The following is a 22,329-nucleotide window of genomic DNA, read 5'->3' as shown; positions in this document are numbered from 1 at the left end:
AACCTCCCGCGATCGGTGGATCCGCAATCCGTCCGCTTGGCGGACAGACGCACAACTATCCCGGACTTTTCGTCAGTGCCGTCGCCGCCGGGGCGCTGGCCCTGGGCCGGGGCTTCACCCCCACCGCGAGCGCCGCGCAGGGTTGCGGCTACGGCGACCAGCACTTGCTACTGAGACCACACAACTTCCCCAATCGCTGTGGTGGTATCAATCCGGTATCATCGGGCGATGGGTATGACTTTGCGTACCAGCGACGAGCAGACCGAAGCGCTACGTAGACAGGCAGCCGCCGAGAGACGCTCGATGCAGGCTGTGGCGCTGTCGGCTATCGACGAGTACATCGCCCGACGGGCGCACAAGTCCCGTGTCGAGGCTGCGCTCGAGCGCGTAGTGGCCGAAGAGGCCGGCGTCCTACAGCGACTCAAGGACGCATGATCGACTACCTCGATCTCGAAGACCTCCTTGAAATTGCCCGGCGCGCAGTCGGAGACGATGTCGCAGTCCGTGACCACGGGCTGCTCGCCTCGGCCCTGGCTCGACCACGCGCATCGGTATTCGGTCAGGATGCATACCCCGAACTCCACGTGAAAGCCGCTGCGCTGCTGCATTCCTTGTTGCGCAACCACGCACTGGTGGACGGCAACAAGAGGCTCGCGTGGACCGGCTGTCTGACGTTCCTGGCCATCAATGGTCAACGGATCAGCGCATCCGAGGACGACCGCTTCAACTTCGTCATCCGAGTGGCCGGTGGCAGCCACGACGACCTCGGCAAGATCGCCGATCAACTTCGTGCATGGAGCCATGCAAATGGCTAAATCACGTGCCACACAAGGTTTTGCAACGACCCTTTATAACTGATCTCCGATTGACGTAAGCAGCCGTCTGTCCCCCGATCGGTGGATCCGCAATTCGTCCCGCACAACCTCCACTTGGCGGACAGACGAGGGGTATGGCCAAGCGCACTATTCCTGTCGAGCCTCGCTCACCACACACCTGACAACTCGGAGGACACGATGACTGCACAAATCACCAAGGGTGCCGCAGGACTTTTCGCCAGTGCCGTCGCCGCCGGCGCGCTGGCCCTCGGCCTGAGCTTCGCCCCCACCGCAAGCGCAGCCGACGGCTGCGGAATCGGCTACCACCTCGACGGACCCAACTGCGTGCTGAACGTACCCGGACCCAACGCCCACTTCATCAGCCCCAACTGCTGGATCAACGTCAACGGCGACGAGCGCTGCTACGCCCCGTAACAATCCACAACTCCATACCTTCCCGCCCGGGCCCGCACGGCCCGGGCGGGTTCATGTCTGACAGACCTCCCGGAAGGGATATTTCGGGCGCTCGTTCGGGCGTATTGCGGGGCAAGGCGATACCGCGGCCCCGGCGAGGTGAATACCTTGTGGCCCCATGAGCACCCACTACGACAAGTTCCTGATCGGGGGCCGGTGGACTGCACCGAGCTCGAGCGAAGAGATCGTTGTGGTCTCCCCCAACGACGAGCGGCGGCTGGGCAGCGTTGCCGCGGGTGTTCACGCCGATATCGACGCGGCGGTGGCAGCAGCCCGGGCCGCCTTCGATGCCCCCGGCGGCTGGCCGACGTGGCCCGCGGACAAGCGGGCGGCGGCGATGGAAACCCTTGCCGATGCGCTCGATCGGCGCGGCGAGCAACTCGCCCAGGCCGTCAGCACCCAAAACGGTATGCCGGTCGCGATCGCGAGCCAACTCGAAGCCGTCTTCCCTCAGATCTTGCTTCGCTATTACGCGCAGCTGGCCTGCACCGAGCCGTTCACCACCGAGCGCGCCGGCCTGCTCGGTGGACAAACCACCATCACCCGCACTCCCGTCGGTGTGGTGGGCGCGATTGTGCCGTGGAATTTCCCGCAGACACTCGGCGCGTTCAAGTACGCCCCCGGGCTGGCCGCGGGCTGCACGTTCGTGATCAAGCCCGCACCGGAGACGGTCTTCGACGCCGTCCTGTTCGCCGAGGCGGTCGCTGAGTCCGACATCCCGGCCGGGGTGATCAACGTGGTGCCGGGCGGACGCGAGACGGGCGCCTATCTGGTGTCACAGCCCGGAATCGACAAGGTCGCGTTCACCGGCTCCACCCAGGTCGGTCGTGAGATCGCCACGGTGTGCGGCGGATTGCTGCGACCGGTGACACTGGAACTCGGCGGCAAGTCTGCGGCGATCATCCTCGACGACGCTGACCTGGATTTGAGCGTGATCGGCGAGAAGCTTTTCGCCGCAACGCTGCTCAACAACGGCCAGACCTGCTTCCTCGGGACGAGGATCCTCGCGCCGCGAAGCCGCTACGCCGAGGTCGTCGACGTCGTGACCGCACTGGCGGCCTCGCTGGCCGTCGGCAGTTCACTGGATCCGGCCACCCAGATCGGCCCGTTGGTCACCGCACGCCAGCGCGACCGCGTCGAGTCCGTCATCGCCACCGCCCGCAGCAGCGGCGCCCGGCTCACCACCGGCGGCGGCCGCCCGGCCGGGATCGACACCGGATGGTTCGTCGCACCCACGGTTTTCGCCGATGTCTCCAATGACGCCGAGATCGCCCGGGAGGAGATCTTCGGGCCGGTGCTGACGGTCACCGGCTACGACGACGACGAGGACGCTGTGCGCATCGCGAACGCCAACGACTACGGCCTGGGCGGCTCGGTGTGGACCACCGATCCGCAGCGCGGGTTGGCCGTCGCCAAAGGCGTGCGGTCGGGCACGGTGGGGATCAACCACTACCTGCCCGATCCGACCGCGCCGTTCGGCGGTGTGAAGGCCAGCGGATTGGGACGCGAACTCGGACCCGAGGGGCTCGCCGCGTATCTGGAGCTCAAGTCGATCTATCAGCCCGCCGGCTGATCAGACCTTGAGGGAGATGCCGTCGAGAAGCTGGTCCAGCCCGGATCGGAACTCCCCCAGGTGGCTGTCGTCGCCGTCATCGAACGCGCCGGCGGCGAGCGCGGATGCCAGCGCCGGGAACCGATTCGCGTCGATCACGCTGCGCAACAGACCGGGGTAGTCGGGACCGTCGCCATCGGTGGGGGCCTCGATCGCCAGCGCGGCGGCACCGCGGGCGAAATGCAGCACCGCCAGGACGGCCGCCAGCTTGTCGCGCTCACCCATGTCCGTCGCGCGTAGTGCGGCCAGGCCGGCATCCAGCCAGGCCAATTGACCCGGGTCTACGGGGGGTCCGGCGGCGGACGCCGCCAGGATCCACGGATGTCGGTGGTAGACGTCCCATAGCCCGCAGGCCCAATCGGTAAGCGCGGCGCGCCAATCCGCACCTTCTAGCTGGGCCGGGGGTGGCCCGGACGCGGCCGAGAGCATGAATGCCACCAACTCCTCTTTGTTGGCGATATGCCGGTAGAGCGACATGGTGCCGCATCCCAGGCGCTCGGCGAGTCTGCCCATCGACAACGCGCCGAGGCCGTCGGCGTCGGCCACCTCGATCGCGGCCGTGATGATGCGCTCCCGGCTCAGCCCGCCGGCCCGCCGCGTGGGCGCCGGGTCGCGCCACAACGCGGCGAGTGCGGGGGGGATCTTCTCGTCGGGCATCGCATTCAGCCTAAACGACGCGCACCGGTGATGCGTATGACGTACGCTTTTGCGTATGACATACGCAAAGGTGCTTGCCGTGGTTGTCGTGGCATTCCTCGCCTTCTCCCTGCCGCCTTATGTCACCGGCCATACCCGGGTGCCGGCGACATTCGCGCTGCACTACCCGCTGCTGGTCGGGCACGTGATGCTGGCCGCGATGGCGATGGTGCTGACCGTCGTTCAGCTCTGGCCGGGGCTCCGTGCCCGGCATCCGGCGCTGCACCGCCGGTGCGGTCACGTCTACGTGGCCGCCGCCATCCCGGCAGCCGTCTGCGCACTGGTCATCGGTGCGGCGACCCCGTTCGGGCCGTTCCTGGCGGTGAGCAACGTCGTGCTGGCCAGCCTCTGGCTGTGGTTCACGACGACCGGGTGTCTCGTGGCACGACAGCACCGATTCCGCGAGCATCGCCGCCAGATGATCCTCAGCGCCACGCTGGCGTTGTCCATCATCACCAATCGAATCTGGACACCGATCATCTTCATCGCATTGCAGCCGTTGCAGGACATAGTCTTTGACGGCAACAAGGACCACTACGTGTGGTTCGCCGCAGGCCTCGGCGCGTGGCTCGGCTGGACGACACCGTTCTTCACGGTGCGACGGTGGCTGAATCGCCAGCCGGCTACCGTGTCCTGACCGGCAGCCGCGCCCAGCCCCGCACGCTGGATGTCCTTGCCCTGCTGGCATTCTCGTAGTCCACGTCCCAGTCAGTCCACCTCGTGAGGACCTCCTCGAAGGCCACCCGCGCTTCGAGCCGCGCGAGCGCCGACCCGAGGCAGAAATGCAGCCCCTGACCGAAGCTCAGATGCCCACCCGTGCGGTGGATGTCGAAGCGGTCCGCGTCGGTGAACCGCGAATCGTCCCGGTTCGCCGACCCGTTGAGCAGGAGCATGTGCGATCCCCCGGGGACGGTGTGCCCGTACAGCTCGACGTCGCGCACCACGTAGCGCGCCTGGACCGGCGACGGCGGCTCATAGCGCAGCGTCTCCTCCACCGCCGATGCGATCAGCGACGGATCCTCGACGAGTTCGTGCCGTTGCTCGGGGTGTTCACCCAGCAACTGGCCCATGAATCCGATGAGCCGGGCCGTGGTTTCATTGCCCGCGCCGGCGATCATCGCGGTGTAGGCGAGCACCTCCGTGCGTTCCAGCCGCCGGCGAGTCCCGTCCGGTTCCTCGACCTCGGCGTTGAGCAGGTCGGTCATCAAGTCATCGGAGGGGTGGGCCGAGCGCCACTCGATGTACTCGGCGAACTCCGCGATTGCGTCCTGGAAGATCGTCGGACTGATGTCGCCCGCTTCGGCGTCGACCGTGATCCGACTGTCGTTGCGGTCGCGAATGGCCTGCTGGCCGTCCTCGGGAATGCCCAGGAGGTAGCCGATCGTCCGCATCGGCATGATCGCACCGAGATCGCTGACGAAGTCGAAACCGTAGCTGTCCCGAAGCGGGTCGAGCGCGCGTGCACAAAGGCCGCGCACCAGATCCTCGACGGCCAGCATGCGCCGCGGGGTGAACACCCGGGACAGCAGGCGTCGGTGTAGATCGTGCAGCGGTGGATCTTCGAAGAGCAGGATTCCCGGTGGCACCTCGATGCCGCTGGCCAGGATGTCCAGCGTCGTGCCCCGACCGGATCGGTAGGTCTCCCAGTCCGGAAGGGCTCTCGACACGTCGTCGTATCGGCTCAGGGCATAGAAGCCGTGCTTGTCGTTTAAGTACAGCGGCGCCTCGTCGCGCATCCGCCGCCACACCGGGTATGGGTTGTCGTCGATCGCGAAATCGAAAGGGTCGTAGTACAACTCGACAGTCGCGCCGTTGTTCACAATGTGGACCTATCTGGGTTGGTTCGGCACGCCCGGGAAGAGCTGCTCGGTCGGGCCGACGGTCACATAGCCGCCCAGCTTCGTCGCGAGGTGCGGCGCGAAGACGGCCCCGTACATGACGTGTCCAACGACGATGACCGCCGCAATCGAGAGCAACGCGGCGCCGACCCGGCCCGAGGATCGCTTGTCTGCCCACATTTCGATGACATTGCGGCCCTGCTCGTCGGTGCGCCCGAGCAGGTAGGCGAACACCATCATCTGCACACCCATCGCGATGGAGTCATAGATCGGGTACTGGTGTTTGGTTCCCTCGAAGATCGCCAGCCCGGGGATCACATAGCCGTAGTAGAAGACCCCGAGCTGGGCACCGACGACGGCGTTGAAGAAGAACGCCCAGCAGAATCCGACGGCGAAGCCGACAGCCAACAAGGTCTGCGGCCGCCGCCACCCGAAGCGCTTCACCAACCACCGGCCGATGGCCGCGCCGATCAGCGCCGGAAACACGAAGTACGAGATGTAGCCGATGGGCACCGAGGACGGCAGACCGCCGCCCCAGGTCATGTTCATCGGCCACCACGACGGCATCCGCGGGAGCGCGGGCGGGAACTGTGCGTACATCGCCCAGTCGTACGGCGCCTCGATCCACGAGAAGGAGATCGCCGAGATCGAAACCAACAGCAGCGGGTGGATTCGGCTGCGACGGACGCTCAAATACCCACCGACAGCCAGCAACACCACGCCGCCGATGTAGGCGAATGAAAGGCCGGCGATCATCACCGGCGTCAGCCCGGTGTTCATCGATCCCGTGCTTCCGGATCAAAGTAGATGACCACACCGAAGATCAGCACGATCAGACCCAACAACGTGCCGAGCATGATTACTGCGCCCACATCGGCCCCTTTCGGAATCAGTAATAGTGGACACTATTACATCGCGAGCGGTCAAGGCCCGACTATGGTGAAAACCGGTGCCCCAACACAAAGCCGTCAAGAAGCAGAGCGCCGCCGAGGTCCAGGCCGGCCGGCGCGCGCGCGGTGAGGCGCGCCGACTGCTGCTCGATGCGGCACGTGATCTGTTCGCGCGCAAGGATTATCGCGCTACCACCACTCGCGAGATCGCCGAGGCCGCCGGCGTGAGCGAATATCTGCTGTTCCGCCACTTCGGCTCCAAAGCCGGGCTGTTCCGAGAAGCCCTCGTCGTGCCGTTCACCAGCTTCCTCGACGAATTCCGGGAGACCTGGCAGGCGATAGTCCCCGAGGACACCGACGAGGAGGAGCTGTCGCGCCAATTCATCGGCCCGCTGTATGACGTTCTGGTCGAGCATCAGGGTCTGGTCCTGACCCTCGTGGCATCCGAGGGGCTCAGCGAGGACGACATCGAGGCCGCCGGCATCGCCGACATCCGCCGCGCCCTCAGCGTGCTCGGCCAGATCAGTGCAGAGGGCATGAGCCTGCGCGGGTTGCGCTCGAATCAGCCGGATCTGCCCGCGCATTCGACCGTCGCGATGATCGTCGGCATGGTGGCGCTGCGGTCGACCTTCTTCGGGACCCGGCCGCCGTCGCGGGAGGCGATCATCGACGAGCTGGTGCAGGCGACTCTGCACGGCTTCCTGCACCGGCCCGGCTGAATGCCGCTATCCCCCAGGGCCGTTGGGCCACTTGAGCAATGAGCCGGCATCCACGCGGATCTGCTGCCCGGTGATGTAGCGGCTGTCGTCGCTGGCGAGGAACACGCCGAGGTTGGCCATGTCCTCAGGCTCGATGTACGGGATCGGCATCGCCTGGAAGAGCGTGAACAACGGCTCGGCGTCTTCACGGCTGGCCTGCTTGCCCGCTTGAGTCAGGTCGGGCCGGAACATGCTGTACATCCCGTCGTTCTGCAGCAGGTGGGTGTTGCAGTTGGTCGGGTGGATCGCGTTGACGCGGATCATTCTGTCCGCCAGCGCCAGCGACATTTCTTCGACGTACTCGATGATCACCCGCTTGCTCCAGCCATACCCGCGTCCACCGGGCCCCATGTTCGGATTGTCGGTGGTCCCCCGGATCATGCCGGCCGTCGAACCGGTGATGATGACCGACGCCCCGCTGGGCAGGTGCGGAACCGTGACGGCGACGGTGTTCATCACACCGAGCAGGTCCACATCGCTGGCGTCGACGAATGACATCGCGTCGTGCGGACGCCCCATCGCCATCGGCAGGATTCCGGCGTTGGCGACGACGATGTCGATCTTGCCGAAATCGGCCACACCCGCCTCGACGGCGTCGCGCAGTTCGTGGCGCTCGCGGACGTCGGCCACTCGCGCCAGGACTCGACGGCCGATCTCCTTGATCGAGCGCTCGGTCTCGGCCAGGTCGTCGGGCGTGGCCAATGGATAGGGGTTCGACGGAATGTCGCGGCAGATGTCGACGGCGATGATGTCGGCACCTTCCCTGGACATCGCGATCGCGTGTGCCCGGCCCTGCCCGCGCGCCGCGCCGGTGATGAAAGCGACCTTGCCCTCCAGCTTTCCGGTCATCCTGTCTCCCTCTCTGCGGCCTGGTCAGCCGACCGGCGTGAACGTGATGTGCAGTTCGCTGAGCCCGCGCATGATGAACGTCGGCTCGTATCGGTAATGCCGGTTGTCGGCAGGACCGTGGTCGGTTTCTGAAATCCTGATGTCTTTCATGCGATCCAGGATCCGGTTCAGCGAAATTCGTCCCTCGGCCCTGGCCAGCGGTGCGCCCGGGCAGGAGTGTGCACCGCGGATGAACGCGATGTGCTCGCGCACGTTCGGCCGGTCGGCGCGAAACTCGTGCGGCTGCTCGAACTTCTCGGCGTCCCGGTTGCAGGCACCCGGCAGCAGCATCACGGTCGTGCCGGCCGGGACGGTCACATCGCCGATCGTCGTTGTCGTGCGCGCCATCCGGAAATGGGCCTTGACCGGGCTTTCCATCCGCAGGGTCTCTTCGAGGAACGCCGGAATCGTGCTGCGGTCGTCGCGTAGCGCTTGTTCGAATCCCGGGTTGTCACCGATGAACCGCACCGCCGAGCTCACCAGCTTCGTCGTCGTCTCACTTCCGGCAGCGAAGAGGAAGGTCGACAGGTTCACCACGTCCGCGAGATCGGGTGTCGACCCGTCTTCGTATTTCGCCAGCGCGAGTCCGGTGAGCACGTCCTCGCGGGGCGCGCGTCTGCGTTCGTCGAGATAGCGGTAGAACCTGTCGTTCAGCCACTCCAGCGGGTTGTGCGAGGTGGGCGCATCCTTGCCGAGTTCACCGACGGTCTCATTGGCGAACACCGTCTTGAAGTCCTCGTGGTCCTCTGCGGGTACCCCCAGCAGGTCGGCAATGACCAGCAGCGAAAAGGGCTTTGCATAGTCGGCCAGGAATTCGCACTGCCCCTTGGCGATGAAGGTGTCCAGCTGCTGGTCGGCCAGCCGCCACATGAAGTCTTCGTTTTCTTTGAGGCGCTTGGGCGTGATCAGTGTGTTCATCAAGCTGCGGGTGCGGGTGTGCAGCGGCGGGTCCTGCGACGTGATGTGTTCGGCCATCGGAACGTTGGCGCTGTGCTGCTCGATCAGCTCGGTGACGTCATCGATCTCACCCGGGGTGATCGGCATGCCCGAGAACGGCCCTGCGACCGATACGCACGACGAGAACGCCGGATTCTTGTACACGCTCAGTGCTGCGTCGTAGCCGGTGACGGCCAGCACGTTGAAGGCAGTGGCCGGCGTCACCGGGCATTTCGACCGCAGGTGATCGAAGTACGGATAGGGGTCGGGTACAAGCGCCTCGTCGGTGAAGAAATCCACGACGTCGAAGTCGGAGCCGCCGGGCCGGCGACCATCTGCAGGGGTCAAAACAAGATCTCCTAATTCGCGGGGTAGGCAACCGATTTGATCTCGGTGTACTGGTCGAATCCGGCAATACCGTTCTGTCGGCCCACGCCGCTGGCCTTGTATCCGCCGAACGGTGTATCGGCGCCGTATCCGGCCGTGCCGTTCAGACCGATGAACCCGGCACGCAGGCGTCTGGCCACCGCCAGGGCACCCTCCAGCGTGCCCGCCATGACATTGCCGGCCAGACCGTAGGGGCTGTCGTTGGCGATGCGCACCGCGTCGTCCTCGTCGTCGAACGGAATCACCGAGAGCACCGGGCCGAAGATCTCTTCCTGCGCGATCGTCATGGAGTTGTCGACGTTCACGAAAAGCGTTGGCTTGACGAAAAATCCCTTGTCGAGCCCTTCGGGTGCCTCGGCTCCACCGACGAGCAGGGTTGCGCCCTCCTCCACACCCTTGCCGATGTAGCCGCGGATGCGGCTGCGCTGCCGATCGGAGATCACCGGGCCGCACAGGGTTCCCGGGTCTTGCGGATCACCGGCGGCGACACCTTCGTAGATGCCGCGGAGAATCTCCACCCCCTCGTCGTAGCGGGACCGGGGCAAGAGCAACCGGGTGGGGTTGGCACAACCCTGGCCGGCGTGCATGCAGGGCGCGATGCCCATCATGCAGCCGAGTGCGAAATCCGCGTCCTCGAGCACGATGGTCGCCGATTTGCCACCGAGTTCGAGGAACAGGCGCTTCATCGTCGCGGCGCCCTTTTCCATGATCCGCTGCCCGACCACCGTCGATCCGGTGAACGAGATCATGTCGACCTTCGGCGACAGCGTGAGTTCCTCGCCGACGAAATGGTCCGATGCGGTGACGACGTTGACCACGCCCGGCGGGATGTCGGTGTTCTCGGCGATCAGCCGGCCCAGCCGGGTCGCGTTGTAGGGCGTGTTGGGCGCCGGCTTCAGCACGATGGTGTTGCCGGTCCCCAGTGCCTGACCGATCTTCTGGATGGTGACCTCGAACGGGAAGTTCCACGGGACGATCGCGCCGACGACACCCACCGGTTCACGCCAGACCTTGCGGGTGGTGTTGACACCGGTGACCGACACCACCGCGTCACCCAACGAGGTTTCCCAGGGATATTCGTCGATGAGCTGGGCCGGGTACCGCAGCGCGTCCGCCAGCGGCGCATCCAGTTGCGGTCCGTGGGTGATGGCACGTGGACAGCCGACCTCGAGGATGAGTTCCTCACGCAGCTCTTCCTGCTCACCCTCCAGCGCATCCTGCAGCTGCAGCAGGCACTTCTGGCGGAAGGCATGGTTGGTGGCCCAATCGGTGTCGTCGAAGGCCCGCCGCGCCGCGTCGATGGCGCGGTGCATGTCCGCCCTCGACGCATCGGCCACCTCGCCGAGGACTTCCTCGGTCGCCGGGTTGATGTTGGTGAAGGTGCCCGCCGCACCGTCGACGAGCTTGGCGTCGATCATCATCTTCGTCTCAAAGCGTGTGTCAGCCATTGTTTCTGCCCATGGAATACCAAACCTAACGTTTGTTCGGACCATACCCAGTCCCTCACCCGTCGTCAACGATAGAGGGCCCTGCAGGCGGCCAGCGTTCTGCTACCGTTTACCAAACATCTGGTCAGCCCTGGGAGGGGACGTGGAGCCTGCGGGCGTGTCGTCCGGCGACAGCGCCCGGCGCACCGAGATACTGCAGTCCGCGGCCGCGCTGATCGCCGTTTCCGGGCTGCGGACGTCACTGCAGGACATCGCCGACGCGGCAGGCATACAGGCGGGAAGCCTGTACCACCATTTCGAGTCCAAAGAAGCAATCCTCGTCGAGTTGCTCAGGCGCTACCACGACGATCTGGATCGGATCGCCGGGCAGGCCGAGAGTCGGCTCGACGATCCGGCCGCGTCGTCGGTGTTCGACCGACTCGTCGATCTCGGTTCGGCGATCGCCCAATGCGCGGTGACCCATCGGGCGGCGCTGCAGATGACGTTCTACGAGTTCCCGTCGCCGAATCCGGAATTGACCGCACTCGCCCGACAGCGGCCCACCGCGGTTCTGCAGGCCACCCTGCAGACTCTGCGGGCCGCGCGGTGGAGTGGCTATATCGGGCCGCACGTCGACCTTCCGGTGCTCGCCGACCGCTTCGTGCAAACCATGCTGCACGTCGGCCTGGATGTCATCCGGCACAATGCCGGCGCCGACAAGCTCGCCGCCCTGTTCTGCCGGATCCTGCTGGAGGGGCTGGCCACCGATACCGTCACCGACGCACAGTTGGACGGGTCTCCCGCCTACCTCGCGGCCGACGAGGTGGTGCGGTCGTGGCAGGAGATGAACGACCCCGCCGACGAGCGAACCCGCATCAGGGCGGTCGCCCGAGCCGAATTCGGGCGCAAAGGCTTTGAATTCACGACGATCAGGGACATCGCCTCGGCGGCCGGCCTTGGCACCGGAACGGTGTATCGGCTGATCGGTTCCAAAGATCAACTGCTGGCCGACATCATGCGGACATTCGGCGAAAAGATCGCCCCGGGATGGACCCGTGTTCTGCGTTCGGACTCCTCACCGCTGGAGAAGATCGACGCGATGGCATGGATTCACACCAACGTGCTGGACCGGTTCGGTGACGAGTTCCGCATCCAGTTGGCGTGGATGCGCCAGTCTCCCCCGGACACCCCGAGTCCCGGCTGGCTGTTCTCGACGCGGGTCAGCCAGATGAAATCGCTATTGGCCGAAGGCATCCGGACTGGCGAAATCAGCATCGACAGCCCGTCGAACGAGATGCTCGCGCGCGCCGTCATCGGCGTCAGCTGGATTCCGGAGAACATCCTGCGCGATCTGGGTGCGCGAGCCTCGCTCGTCCACGTCCGGGACACCTCCCTGCGCGGTGTCGCCCAGCGGCGAGCGTGAGCCGGATCAGCCGACAATCACCGGCAGCGTGCCCCATCCCCGTACGCTCGAGGTGTGCGCCATGGCGGCGTTGTCGTAGTCGACGTCCCACTCGGGCCAGCGGGTGAGCATCTCTTCGAGCGCCACTCGGGCCTGCATACGCGCCAGCGACGAGCCCAGACAGAAGTGCAGGCCCTGCCCGAACGACAAGTGGGCGCCGCCCCGGTGGATGTCGAACTCCTCACCACGCGGATAGTGGCGCTCGTCGCGATTGGCCGAACCGTTGAGCAGCAACATGACTGAGCCTTCGGCGATACGCCGGCCGTGGCATTCGGTGTCGCGGGCGACGTAGCGGGCCTGTACCGGCGAGGGCGCCTGATACCTCAGCACTTCCTCGATCGCCCCGGGGATCAGTAAGAAGTCGTCGACGAGTTCACGCCGCTGATCAGGGTGCTCGGCCAGCATTTGAGCGATGAAGCCGATCAGCCGGGTGGTCGTCTCGTTGCCCGCCCCGGCGATCATGCTGGTGTAGGTGAGCACCTCGATGCGTGTCAGCGGCCGCAGCTTGTCGTCCTCCTCGACCTCCGCGTTGAGCAACTGCGTCATCAGGTCGTCGGACGGATGGGCGGCGCGCCACTCGATGTAGTCGGCGAACAACTGGTACGCATTCTCGAACGCGCTGGCCGACACCGACTGAAAGGCGCCGTCCGTCAACCCGATTGCCTTGTCGGTGCTGTCCCGGATCTCTTGCTGCCCCGCTTCGGGGATGCCCAGCAGGTAGCCGATCGTCCGCATCGGGATCAGCGCCCCGAAATCGGTGATCACGTCGAACCGCGACACCCCGGCCAGCGCATCGAGGGCTCGAACGCAGAACTGCCGGGTCAGTGGCTCGATGGCGTCCATTCGCCGGGGCGTGAACACCTTCGACAACAGCCGTCGGTGAAGATCATGAAGCGGCGGATCCTCGAACAGGATGACCCCGGGCGGCACCTCCAGGCCGCTCATGATGATATCGATCGTGGTGCCCCGGCCGGACCGGTAGGTATCCCAGTTGTGCAGCTCCCGGGCGACATCGTCGTAGCGGCTCAGCGCGTAGAAGTCGTACTTCTCGTTGTAATAGAGCGGTGTCTCGTCCCGCATCCGTTTCCAGATGGGGTACGGATCATCGTCGATCTCGAAATCGAACGGGTCGTAGTACAGATCGACGGCGGTCATTCACTGCTCCGGTGGGTCGGTGTTTGCGCTTGCGGAAGAACCACGTCGCCGACCCGCTTCAGGTAGGGCCACGCGATGTCGGGCGGGATCCCGCCGCACAACGGCGACAGGTTGAGACGTCCACCGCTGCGGACGGTTTCGACAGCCTCGGCGACGCTGATGATGCGGTGGGACGGGAAGTTCTCCCGCAGGTCTACGACGTCGCGGGCGTTGGAGATGCCGGCCGAGGTGTCGTTGTCCTCGTTCCACTGCGCATACATCCGGGCGTCGTGCAGCAGGTGTTCGCCGATTTCGTCCCACGCCCGGTCGACGTCGTCGGCGACGAAGGTGACCGTCGGCGTATCCGATGGTGGCAGCAGCGTCGGGCCGGGCTCGTGGGAATGCGCCCGACATGCGGCCTCGTAGGCCTCCTGCATACCGGGGACGGCTCCGTTGGCCAGCAGGCCGAGTCCGTACCGGCCCGCGCGGCGCGCGGCGGCCAGGCTCGCGCCACCCCACATCAGCATCGGGCCGCCCGGGGTCTGCGGCGGCGGCGAGATACCACCGGCCAGCAGGGCGCGCAGCACGGTCAGCTTGTCGTCGGCAAGGCGTCCCCGGCGCGACACGTCCAGGCCGAAATGCTCGAATTCCTCGGGCCGGTAGCCGAGTCCGAACACGTAGGAAGCCCGGCCCTTGCTGATGATGTCGAGTACCGCGATCTCCTCGGCCAACCGAACTGGGTCGTAGAGCGGCAGGATCACGACCAGCGTGAGCAACAACCGCTCGGTCCGCGCCGCGATCGCCGAGCCCAGGATCAGCGGCACCGGCAGATAGCCGTCCTCGGATCCGTGGTGTTCACATATAACCGCCGCCAGGCCGCCGTGTTCCTCGGCCCACGCGGACATGTCGATCGCCGCTGCGTAGAGGTCCGTCGCCGAAGCACCGAAGGCCGGCGCCCGCATATCGAACCGGATCGAGAACAAGCGTTGTCTCCTTCTGGGTCAGTCGATCGCGTGGCGCGGCAGGGTGTTCGGCAAGTCCAGGGAGCTCAAGAGACCGGCCGGTGCGGCGACCACGTACGGGATCGCGTTGACCACTCGCATCGCCGTTGCGGTCATCGCGGCGTGACCGGCGCCGTGACCTTCGGCGGCACCGACGTTCATCGAGCAGTGGATGTCGGGGTCGCCCTCGATGTCCACGTGGTAGCTGGCGTCGAACTCCGATGCCGGCCAGTCCGGTGCGACGTCGCGCGCCATCCGGATGATGTGCTCGACGACGATGGCCTCATGGCCGTTGACCACGCCGGCTGCCCGGGTGCTGACAGCACCGCAGGTGCCCGCCTTGATCGTGCCGAAGGCCACCTCGATGTCTCGGTCGGTGAGCCGCCGGTCGAGGGTTCCCCTGACCTCGTCGACGTCGACCCCCAGTCCGGCGGCGATGAGGTAGATCGGTGCCCGCCAGGCCATCTCGATGAACCCGGGCGTCTTGAGCAGTGGCTCGAAGTCGAGCGGGTGGCCGAAGCCCATTCCGTTCATCATCACGTCGGCGACGGGATAGTGGTCGTTGAGCGCCACCTCGGTGACCTTCACCTGGTGGATCTTCTTGGACTGGGTCGACAGCAACAGGGCCAGCTGGTCGGATCCGAAACCGGGAAAGATGCCGGACGCGTAGAACGACGCATCGCCGGTCTTCGCGGCCTGCTCCAGCTGGTCGCGCCACTGCGGTGAGTAGTACGCCGGCGGGTACACCAGACTGGTCGATGACGTCGACACCACGTTGATACCGGCCTCGAGCAGCTTCAGGTAGTCGGGCACCGCGCCGCCGTCACGGTCGGGGCCGCTCGCGGCGTACACCACGCAATCGGGCTGCAGCGCAATGAGTTCGGCAGCGTCATTGGTCGCCGCGACGCCGATCGGATCGCCACCGGCCAGCTCCCCCGCATCTTTGCCGACCTTCTCGGCGGAATGCACCCACACCCCGACGAGCTCGAGATCGGGCCTGACTCGGATCGCGTCGATGGCGATCGAGCCGACACCACCGGTCGACCAGACCACGATTCTCAGTGGTGCGCTCACTGCTCCTCCTCTGGTGGTCATGCACGCTGGCTTGCTGTCGCGGCGCGCTCGAGATACGGCCACGCCACGACCGGGGGCACACCACCGCACAGCGGCAGCAGGGGAAGCGCTCTGCCGCCGCGGATGTACTCGACAGCTTCCTCGGTGGTGAAGATCCGATAGGCACCGCCTGCCTCACGCAGCTCGGACACGCTGGCCGCTCGCGAGATGCTCGCCACCGAGTCGTCCCCGTGGCGGTAGGACGCCGCCATCGTCGCGTCGTGCAGCAGGTACGACCCCAGCTCATGCCACGCGGAGTCGACATCCTCGGCGACGAAGACCGTGGTCGGCGCACCCAGGACGGGGAACTGTGCCGGTCCGGCCTCGAATCCGTTGGCCCGGCACTGGCTCTCATAGAACTCCTCGAGCGCAGGCGAAGCGGCCTGGGAAATGAACCCGAGCCCGAACCGCGCCGCCCGCCGTGCCGCGGCCCGGCTCCCGCCGGCGATCCACATATACGGGCCGTTCGGCGTCGCGGGAGGCGGTGTCACGTGTATCCGCCGCCCGTCGTGGTCGACGGGCTGTCCTTGCAGCAGGGCCCGCAGCAGGGCCAGCGACTCGTCGGCCAGCTTTCCGCGGCCACGTGGGTCGACGCCGAAGTGCTCATACTCCTCGATCCGGTGGCCGATGCCGAACGCGTACGAGACCCGGCCCTTGCTGATGATGTCCAGAACGCTGATCTCTTCGGCGAGCCGGACCGGATCCCAGAACGTGATGGGAACCGCGGCGAGCAGGATCGCCAGGCGCTTCGTCCGGGCTGCGATCGCCGATGCCAGGAGCTGAGGTGCGGGCAGGTGGCCGTCCTCGGTGCCGTGATGTTCGGACAGCACGGCCACCACAGCACCGCGGTCCTCGGCCCACGCACACATCTCGATTGCGGCCGCATAGAGGTCGGGGGCCGGTGCGGAACCCGCCGGTGCGCGCATGTCGAATCGCAGTGTGAACATTGGGCTCACCATAACCTAAACTTTGTTCCCGACTGCCAGAGTTTGATCGGTTCCTTGACCCTGTTGACGGGCGACTGTTACGTTCCGGATCAAACGTTAGGTTTCGGAGGTCATCATGACTGAAGGTCAGTACCGCGTGGTGGTGTGGTCGACGGGCGGCATCGGGTCGATCGCGATCCGCGCCATCCACGAGCGCCCCGATCTCGACCTCGTCGGCGTGTGGGTGCACTCGCCGGACAAGGACGGCCGCGACGCCGGCGAGCTGGCCAACGGTGACCCGATCGGCTTGGCGGTCACCACCGACGCCGACGCGTTGATCGCGTTGAAGCCGGACTGCGTGATCTATGGGGCCAGCGGGCCGGAGCGCGACGCCGGCCATATCCCCGATTACGTGAAGCTGCTGAGCGCCGGCATCAATGTGGTGACGACGAGCACCACCCGGTTGGTCAACCCGCACCACTACGAACCGGCGGAGTGGCGCGATCAGTTGGTTGCCGCGGCCAAGGAGGGCCAGGTCACCCTGTACGCATCCGGGATCGAGCCCGGGTTCGCCGCCGACTACCTGCCGCTGGTGCTGTCCACGCAGTCATCGCAGATCGAGAAGATTCACTGCTACGAGATCGGGCTGTACGACGACTACGGCGTGCCCGACATCATGAGCGACGCACTGGGATTCGGCCGGCCCCTGGACTATCAGCCGTGGATCAGCTTCCCCGGAGCGATCGCGGGCGAATGGCACGGCCAGATCCGCATGGTGGCCGACGCGCTCGGCGTCGAATTGCAGGAGGTGCGTGAGACGTTCGACCGTGCGGTGACGGAGCGGACGCTGGAGGTGGCGATGGGCACCGTCGAGGCAGGCACCTGCGGCGCCTTGCGGATGCAGGCCATCGGTGTGGTCGACGGACGCGAAGCCATTGTCATCGAGCACGTCACGCGCCTGGCTCCCGACGTGGCACCGCGTTGGCCGACGCTGCCGAATGCGCTGGGATATCGCGTCGTGGTGACCGGCACACCGGATATCGATTGCACATTCGATGTCACGCTGCGGGACCGCAAGAAGGCCGGGATCGAATCGATGACGTCGGGGGCCGGCGCGATGGTGGCCACCGCGATGCGGGTGGTCAACGCGGTGCCGTATGTGGTCGACGCAGAACCGGGTCTGGTGAGCTCGGTGGACCTGCCGCTGACCATTCCCCGGCACGCGTTCAATCCCGCGTAGCCCAGCGCGAAAGCAGTTCAGCCACACCCGAATTCAGCTGGCCGATCACCTCGGCGGCAGATCGGACGGCGGTCAGCTCCCCGACACCCTGGCCGGCGTTGATCGGCGCCTGCGTGTAATCCTCGGCCGCGATCGCCCGGGCCAGCGCTGCAGCCGCGCCGGAATCGACGCTCAGCGACTCTTCGTCACCGTCCCATCGATCGCTGAAGCTGTTGCGTAACACGCGTTCCGGCAGCGACGGGGGCCAGGGATATCCCTGCGCGATGTCGAATACCCGGGTGTTCACGGTGTCGGTGTCCCCGGCCGCCAGCATCGTGTCACGCGCCTTGTCGGACAGCAGCGATTCGGTGCAGGCACAGAATGCCGTACCCAGCCACGCCGCCGACGCACCCGCGGCGAGAACAGCGGCCAGCCCGCGTGCCGACCCGATCCCCCCGCCCGCCAGCACCGGAACGGGGACACGATCGAGCAGCGCGGTCAACAGCGGCAACGTACCGACGAGCGGTTGGCCGTGACCGCCGCCCTCAGCCCCACGGGCAATGACCACGTCGACGCCTGCCGCGACCGCACGCTCGGCGCTGTCCAGATCACTCACCTGGGTCGCGGCCACCACGCCCGCATCGTGGGCGCGCCGCACCCAGTCCCCCGTCTCGCCGAAGCTCACACACAGCAGCGCCGGATTTGCGGCCAGGGCAGTGGCGAGCAGGTCCGGCTGACGAATGGCGACCCACTCCACGAGGCCAATTCCGAAGGGGCGAGCCAGGTTCGACACGTGACCCAGTTCCGCGTCCAGCCGCTCGGCGGTGCCGGCACTGCCCATCCCGATCATGCCGAGGCCACCGGCGCGGGAGACCGCAGCGGCCAGCGCACCGCCGGCGACGCCGCCCATCGGGGCGTTGACGATCGGCACATCGATACCGATGGCCCGCGACCAGTCCGTCGACAACATGCCACGCTCCTAGTCGTCGTAATATCGGGCCTCGACCACGTTGCCGTCGGGATCAGGAAAGTAGAAACCCTCCGGACCCCACCCGCGGGCGCCGAAGGTGGGCCTCAGCCGGGCGCTGGTGTCGATCCCCTCCGCCTGCAGGCGCTGATCCAATGCGTTGTATTCGGACTTGGTCATCGCCAGACACACGTGGTTGACACGATGCCCGGCGCTGTCGGTGACCCTGGTGAGACTCTCGGTGTCGGCAATGCCGTCGATCGGCACCAAGTCGATGATCGAATCCGCGGACACCCGCACGCTGGGGAACGGTGCCTCCCCGGCCGCGAACTCGTCAAACCGCACGGGGGCGAGCCCGACCACCCGCGTATAGAAGTCCATGGCCGCGACCGGATCCTCGGTCCACAACACAACGTGATCCAGCCGCATGATTCGGATGCTACCGCCGGCGCTGCCGACTCCAGCCGCCGAGCAATCGTTCCAACCATCCTTTCTTTAAATTCAAATGAATTCCCAGCCCGGCTAAATCCGCATTGCGGAACATTTTCGATTAAGTCCGCATTGCGGATCAAAGTTACGGCGCGTCGATTCTGACTCTGGCAGACGCCAATTCATAAAATAGCGCACAGATAATCTGATTTTGCTCTTGTCGGGAGGGCTCTACTGATGGACCAATCCAGCATTGCCATGACCCGCCGGGCCAAGTCCCGTCGGATTGCGCCGTATTCCTGGCTTGGGGCCAGTGCCCTTGGCCTGGGGGTCGGTGCGGCATTGGCCGGTGCTGCGCTGACTGGCGGCTCGGGTATCGCCGCCGCGGATACCCGCACCGACACTCATGCCGACAGCCCTCGCACGACCACCGGGGCGGCGCACGCGGCCAGGCGGAAGCCCGCAACCAAAACTCCTCGTACACAAGGAGTCTCGGCGAGTCCCGCACACAAGGCGAGCGGCAAACCGGCAGCGAGACCCAAAACGACCAGCGCCCCAGTAGCTTTGAACATTCCGTCGGCGTCGGCATTGCCGGCGTGGCAGCCGGGTTTGGTCGCGAACGCCATCTATTCGGTTTTCGTGTCCAATGGCACCGCTGATCATCCGAATGCTGGGTTGTTGGTCGGTAACGGCTACAGCTACAGCTCATCGGATGTGCAGTGCACCGGGGCGATCGTGTGCCATGGCGGCAACGGCGGTCTGCTACTCGGCGCCGGCGGTAATGGATACAACGGCGGGAACGGCGGCAACGCCGGGTTGTTCTTCGGCAGCGTGTTCAAACCCGGCAACGGCGCGGGTGGTGCTGCGGGGTGCATGGGTCCGGCGTGCAACGCCGGCCACGGTGGCAACGCCCTGCTGTTCGGTCCGGGCGGGGCCGGCGGCAACGGCACGGATGCGGTCTACGACAGCACGACCGGGTTGTTGGTGTCGGCGGCCACCAATGGCGGGCGCGGCGGTAACGGCGGGTTGCTCGTTGGTGACGGTGGCACCGGCGGGTACGGCGGCGCCGACAACGGCAGCGTGAATTGGTTTGGGGCGACTGCCGGTAACGGCGGTAACGGCGGTAACGGCGGCCTGCTCTCGGGCAATAGCGGCAGCGGCGGAGTCGGCGGCTATGTGTCCTTCGCAGTGAACGGCTATGCCACGGGCGGCAATGGCGGCAATGCGGGCCGGACCGGCCTGTTCGGCAACGGCGGCGCCGGCGGTGGTGGCGGTGCCGCCACCCAGAACTGGGACGGCATTGATGCTGACGGGGCGGCGGGCACCGCGACGGGCGGCAACGGCGGCACCGGCGGCCGGGGTGGTCTGTTGGCGGGCAGCGGCGGCGCCGGCGGCAGTGCGTGGGAGGGCGTCGTATTCAGCACCCACGGCGCCGCGACCGCCGGCAACGGCGGCGCGGGTGGAGACACCACGTGGGGCAACGGCGGTGCAGGCGGAACCGGTGGTGGCGGGGCCTCGGCCAACATCGGCGACACCGGTCTGGGCACACCGGGATCAGGTACGGCCACCGGCGGTTCGGGTGGCCGCGGCGGTTCGGTGCTGTTGGCCGGCGCGGGTGGGGCCGGCGGGAACGCGGACCTGCCGTTCGCCGGCAATGGGGCGATCAACCTGGGCGACGGGGTGGCGATCGCCGGCAACGGTGGCGACGGCGGCAGCAGTGGCATCCTCGGCGCCTTGTTCGCCGGCGGCGCGGGCGGTGCTGGCGGGGCCGGCGGCTCGGCCACCGCGAATCAGTCGGCGACGGGCGGTGACGGCGGCGACGGTGGTCGCGGGTCGATCGGTGCCGCTGGCGGCGACGGCGGTGCGGGCGGCTTCGCGCAGTCCTTGATCAGCGACACCGCCACGGCCGCAGGCGGTAATGGCGGCGACGGCGGTCAGGCTGGCATCTTCGGGCGCGTCGGCGGTGCGGGCGGTCTTGGCGGCAGCGCGAAGGCCGATGGCAGTGGCGCGGCGATCGGCGGGGCCGGTGGGCAGGGCGGTTCGGGTGCATTGTTGGCCGACGGTGGCGACGGTGGCTTCGGCGGCAGCGCATCCACCGGCTCTGCCAGTGGTGGCGACGGCGGAAGCGCCACCGCCGGGGCGGGCGGTGAGGGTGGCACCGGCGGCGCGTTCGCGACCGGCGGAGCCGGTGGCTACGGCGGCAACAGCAGCGTCTACACCACCGACGCCGCCACCACCTCGGTGAGCACCGGCGGCAACGGCGGGGCCGGCGGCGCCGGGGCGATGCTGTTCGGCAACGGCAACGGCAACGGCAACGGCAACGGCGGCGACGGCGGCGACGGCGGCGACGCCGGTAGCGCTGGGGCAGCAGGATCCAGCGCTGCTGAGGTCACGCGGGTTGTCGGGGCGGGCGGGGCCGGCGGCGCGGGCGGGTTCGGTGGCAGCGCCGGCGCCGACGGTAGTGCGGGTTCCACCTTCCTGGTGTCCACGATCGACGTCGGCGGCTTCTTGGGCGGGGTGAGCGCAGCCGGTGCGGGTGCCGCCAACGCCGGCAATGTCTACCTCACTGATTTTGGCGGGACGCTGCCCTACATCACACCCACCGGCACGGTCGTCACCGGTATCACGGTGGGCGACAGCCCGAATGGCGTGGCGGTCAGCGCAGGCGGCGATATCTATGTCGCCAACAGCGGCGACAACACGGTGTCGTGGCTCGACTCCGCCGGCACTCTGGTCAACACCATCGCGGTCGGCAATAGCCCGAGTGTGGTGGCGGTCAGCTCGACCGGCTTTGTCTACGTCGCCAGCAACGCAGATGGCACGGTGTCGGTGATCAATCCGGCCGGCAACGTCGTCAACACCATCACGGTCGGCAATAGCCCGAGCGGGGTGGCGGTCAGCGCAGACGGCAGTGTTTACGTCACCAACTACGACGACGGCACGGTGTCGGTGATCAACGCCGCGGGCACGGTCGTCGACACCATTGGCGTCGGCGCCAATCCGCAAGGGGTGGCGGTCAATTCGGCCGGCTACGTCTACGTCGCCAACAGCGGGGCCGGCACGGTGTCGGTGATCAGCCCCGCGGGCAGTGTCGTCAAGACCATCACGGTCGGCGACAGCCCGCAAGCCGTGGCGGTCAATTCCGTCGGCTACGTCTACGTCACCAACGGCGGGGACGGCACGGTGTCGGTGATCAACCCCGCCGGAGTGGTCATCAACACCATCGACATCAGTGCCTTCGCCTACGGAGTGGCGATCAGCCCCACCGGCGACAACGCCGGCAACGTCTACATCACCACCCTGTCCGGGGCGGTGTCGGTGATCAGCGCATAACAACCACTAAATCGCTTCTGCCGA

General features: G+C 66.7%; 21 protein-coding genes. 9 read left to right on the top strand and 12 right to left on the bottom strand.

Features of this window, described 5'->3' with window-relative positions; genetic code table 11:
- Window positions 1–228: 228 nt before the first annotated feature.
- The 4 genes from ORI27_RS20435 to ORI27_RS20420 all read left to right on the top strand — a co-directional run bounded on the left by ORI27_RS20435 (window position 229) and on the right by ORI27_RS20420 (window position 2,862).
- Complete coding sequence (locus tag ORI27_RS20435; protein WP_265998842.1) at window positions 229–435, top strand: CopG family transcriptional regulator; 207 nt, start codon at window positions 229–231, stop codon at window positions 433–435.
- Window positions 432–815 carry a type II toxin-antitoxin system death-on-curing family toxin gene (locus ORI27_RS20430; RefSeq protein ID WP_265998841.1) on the top strand — a complete coding sequence of 128 codons (384 nt, stop codon included), beginning with the start codon at window positions 432–434 and terminating at the stop codon, window positions 813–815. The genes ORI27_RS20435 and ORI27_RS20430 overlap by 4 nt, the downstream gene beginning before the upstream one ends.
- 198 nt (window positions 816–1,013) lie before the next feature.
- Window positions 1,014–1,250: a hypothetical protein gene (locus ORI27_RS20425; RefSeq protein WP_265998840.1), complete on the top strand. Its 237-nt coding sequence runs from the start codon at window positions 1,014–1,016 to the stop codon at window positions 1,248–1,250.
- Between the two features lie 157 nt (window positions 1,251–1,407).
- A complete protein-coding gene (locus tag ORI27_RS20420; protein ID WP_265998839.1) occupies window positions 1,408–2,862 on the top strand; it encodes an aldehyde dehydrogenase in 1,455 nt (484 codons plus the stop codon).
- On the opposite strand, the gene ORI27_RS20415 is transcribed toward ORI27_RS20420, so the two are convergent.
- On the bottom strand, window positions 2,863–3,558 hold the full coding sequence (locus ORI27_RS20415; protein WP_265998838.1) for a TetR/AcrR family transcriptional regulator: 696 nt from the start codon (window positions 3,556–3,558) through the stop codon (window positions 2,863–2,865).
- Between the two features lie 55 nt (window positions 3,559–3,613).
- Between ORI27_RS20415 and ORI27_RS20410 the strand changes: the two genes are divergently transcribed.
- A complete protein-coding gene (locus ORI27_RS20410; RefSeq protein ID WP_265998837.1) occupies window positions 3,614–4,234 on the top strand; it encodes a DUF2306 domain-containing protein in 621 nt (206 codons plus the stop codon).
- Here ORI27_RS20410 and ORI27_RS20405 read toward each other — a convergent pair.
- Both ORI27_RS20405 and ORI27_RS20400 read right to left on the bottom strand, forming a co-directional pair.
- Window positions 4,221–5,393, bottom strand: a complete 1,173-nt coding sequence (locus ORI27_RS20405; protein WP_407666381.1) for a cytochrome P450 — start codon at window positions 5,391–5,393, stop codon at window positions 4,221–4,223. The two genes, ORI27_RS20410 and ORI27_RS20405, sit on opposite strands and share 14 nt — an antisense overlap.
- A gap of 33 nt (window positions 5,394–5,426) precedes the next feature.
- Complete coding sequence (locus ORI27_RS20400; protein ID WP_265998835.1) at window positions 5,427–6,215, bottom strand: spirocyclase AveC family protein; 789 nt, start codon at window positions 6,213–6,215, stop codon at window positions 5,427–5,429.
- A 169-nt stretch (window positions 6,216–6,384) separates the two neighbouring features.
- Between ORI27_RS20400 and ORI27_RS20395 the strand changes: the two genes are divergently transcribed.
- A complete protein-coding gene (locus ORI27_RS20395; protein WP_265998834.1) occupies window positions 6,385–7,044 on the top strand; it encodes a TetR/AcrR family transcriptional regulator in 660 nt (219 codons plus the stop codon).
- Window positions 7,045–7,050: 6 nt separating this feature from the next.
- Here the strand turns inward: ORI27_RS20395 and ORI27_RS20390 are convergent, their stop codons facing one another.
- Genes ORI27_RS20390 through ORI27_RS20380 form a run of 3 tightly spaced genes read right to left on the bottom strand, consistent with a single transcriptional unit; the run spans window position 7,051 to window position 10,742 of the window.
- Window positions 7,051–7,932: a mycofactocin-coupled SDR family oxidoreductase gene (locus tag ORI27_RS20390; RefSeq protein ID WP_265998832.1), complete on the bottom strand. Its 882-nt coding sequence runs from the start codon at window positions 7,930–7,932 to the stop codon at window positions 7,051–7,053.
- A 24-nt stretch (window positions 7,933–7,956) separates the two neighbouring features.
- Window positions 7,957–9,255 carry a cytochrome P450 gene (locus ORI27_RS20385; RefSeq protein WP_265998831.1) on the bottom strand — a complete coding sequence of 433 codons (1,299 nt, stop codon included), beginning with the start codon at window positions 9,253–9,255 and terminating at the stop codon, window positions 7,957–7,959.
- Between the two features lie 11 nt (window positions 9,256–9,266).
- A complete protein-coding gene (locus ORI27_RS20380) occupies window positions 9,267–10,742 on the bottom strand; it encodes an aldehyde dehydrogenase family protein (RefSeq protein WP_265998830.1) in 1,476 nt (491 codons plus the stop codon).
- 157 nt (window positions 10,743–10,899) lie between these two features.
- Between ORI27_RS20380 and ORI27_RS20375 the strand changes: the two genes are divergently transcribed.
- Window positions 10,900–12,144 (top strand): TetR/AcrR family transcriptional regulator, encoded by a 1,245-nt coding sequence (locus ORI27_RS20375; protein ID WP_265998829.1) that lies wholly within the window; start codon window positions 10,900–10,902, stop codon window positions 12,142–12,144.
- Between the two features lie 6 nt (window positions 12,145–12,150).
- On the opposite strand, the gene ORI27_RS20370 is transcribed toward ORI27_RS20375, so the two are convergent.
- Genes ORI27_RS20370 through ORI27_RS20355 form a run of 4 tightly spaced genes read right to left on the bottom strand, consistent with a single transcriptional unit; the run spans window position 12,151 to window position 16,378 of the window.
- The gene (locus tag ORI27_RS20370) at window positions 12,151–13,338 is read right to left on the bottom strand and encodes a cytochrome P450 (protein ID WP_265998828.1); all 1,188 of its coding nucleotides are present in this window, start codon (window positions 13,336–13,338) and stop codon (window positions 12,151–12,153) included.
- Window positions 13,335–14,300: an LLM class flavin-dependent oxidoreductase gene (locus ORI27_RS20365; RefSeq protein ID WP_265998827.1), complete on the bottom strand. Its 966-nt coding sequence runs from the start codon at window positions 14,298–14,300 to the stop codon at window positions 13,335–13,337. Before ORI27_RS20365 ends, ORI27_RS20370 begins: the two co-directional genes overlap by 4 nt.
- Window positions 14,301–14,318: 18 nt before the next feature.
- The gene (locus tag ORI27_RS20360; protein WP_407666379.1) at window positions 14,319–15,413 is read right to left on the bottom strand and encodes an NAD(P)H-dependent amine dehydrogenase family protein; all 1,095 of its coding nucleotides are present in this window, start codon (window positions 15,411–15,413) and stop codon (window positions 14,319–14,321) included.
- The gene (locus tag ORI27_RS20355; RefSeq protein WP_265998825.1) at window positions 15,410–16,378 is read right to left on the bottom strand and encodes an LLM class flavin-dependent oxidoreductase; all 969 of its coding nucleotides are present in this window, start codon (window positions 16,376–16,378) and stop codon (window positions 15,410–15,412) included. Before ORI27_RS20355 ends, ORI27_RS20360 begins: the two co-directional genes overlap by 4 nt.
- A gap of 115 nt (window positions 16,379–16,493) precedes the next feature.
- Here ORI27_RS20355 and ORI27_RS20350 point away from each other — a divergent pair, with 115 nt between their 5' ends.
- Window positions 16,494–17,597, top strand: coding sequence for an NAD(P)H-dependent amine dehydrogenase family protein (locus tag ORI27_RS20350; RefSeq protein WP_265998824.1), 1,104 nt, complete (start codon window positions 16,494–16,496; stop codon window positions 17,595–17,597).
- Here ORI27_RS20350 and ORI27_RS20345 read toward each other — a convergent pair.
- Window positions 17,584–18,546 (bottom strand): NAD(P)H-dependent flavin oxidoreductase, encoded by a 963-nt coding sequence (locus tag ORI27_RS20345; protein WP_265998823.1) that lies wholly within the window; start codon window positions 18,544–18,546, stop codon window positions 17,584–17,586. The two genes, ORI27_RS20350 and ORI27_RS20345, sit on opposite strands and share 14 nt — an antisense overlap.
- A gap of 9 nt (window positions 18,547–18,555) precedes the next feature.
- The gene (locus ORI27_RS20340; protein WP_265998822.1) at window positions 18,556–18,972 is read right to left on the bottom strand and encodes a VOC family protein; all 417 of its coding nucleotides are present in this window, start codon (window positions 18,970–18,972) and stop codon (window positions 18,556–18,558) included.
- Between the two features lie 237 nt (window positions 18,973–19,209).
- Here ORI27_RS20340 and ORI27_RS20335 point away from each other — a divergent pair, with 237 nt between their 5' ends.
- Window positions 19,210–22,305 carry a hypothetical protein gene (locus ORI27_RS20335; protein ID WP_265998820.1) on the top strand — a complete coding sequence of 1,032 codons (3,096 nt, stop codon included), beginning with the start codon at window positions 19,210–19,212 and terminating at the stop codon, window positions 22,303–22,305.
- Window positions 22,306–22,329 lie beyond the last annotated feature (24 nt).

The organism is Mycobacterium pinniadriaticum, from assembly GCF_026242045.1.
Lineage (GTDB): Bacteria > Actinomycetota > Actinomycetes > Mycobacteriales > Mycobacteriaceae > Mycobacterium > Mycobacterium pinniadriaticum.
Note: the sequence above shows the minus strand (reverse complement) of the source record. Positions and strands in the feature narration are given on the sequence as shown.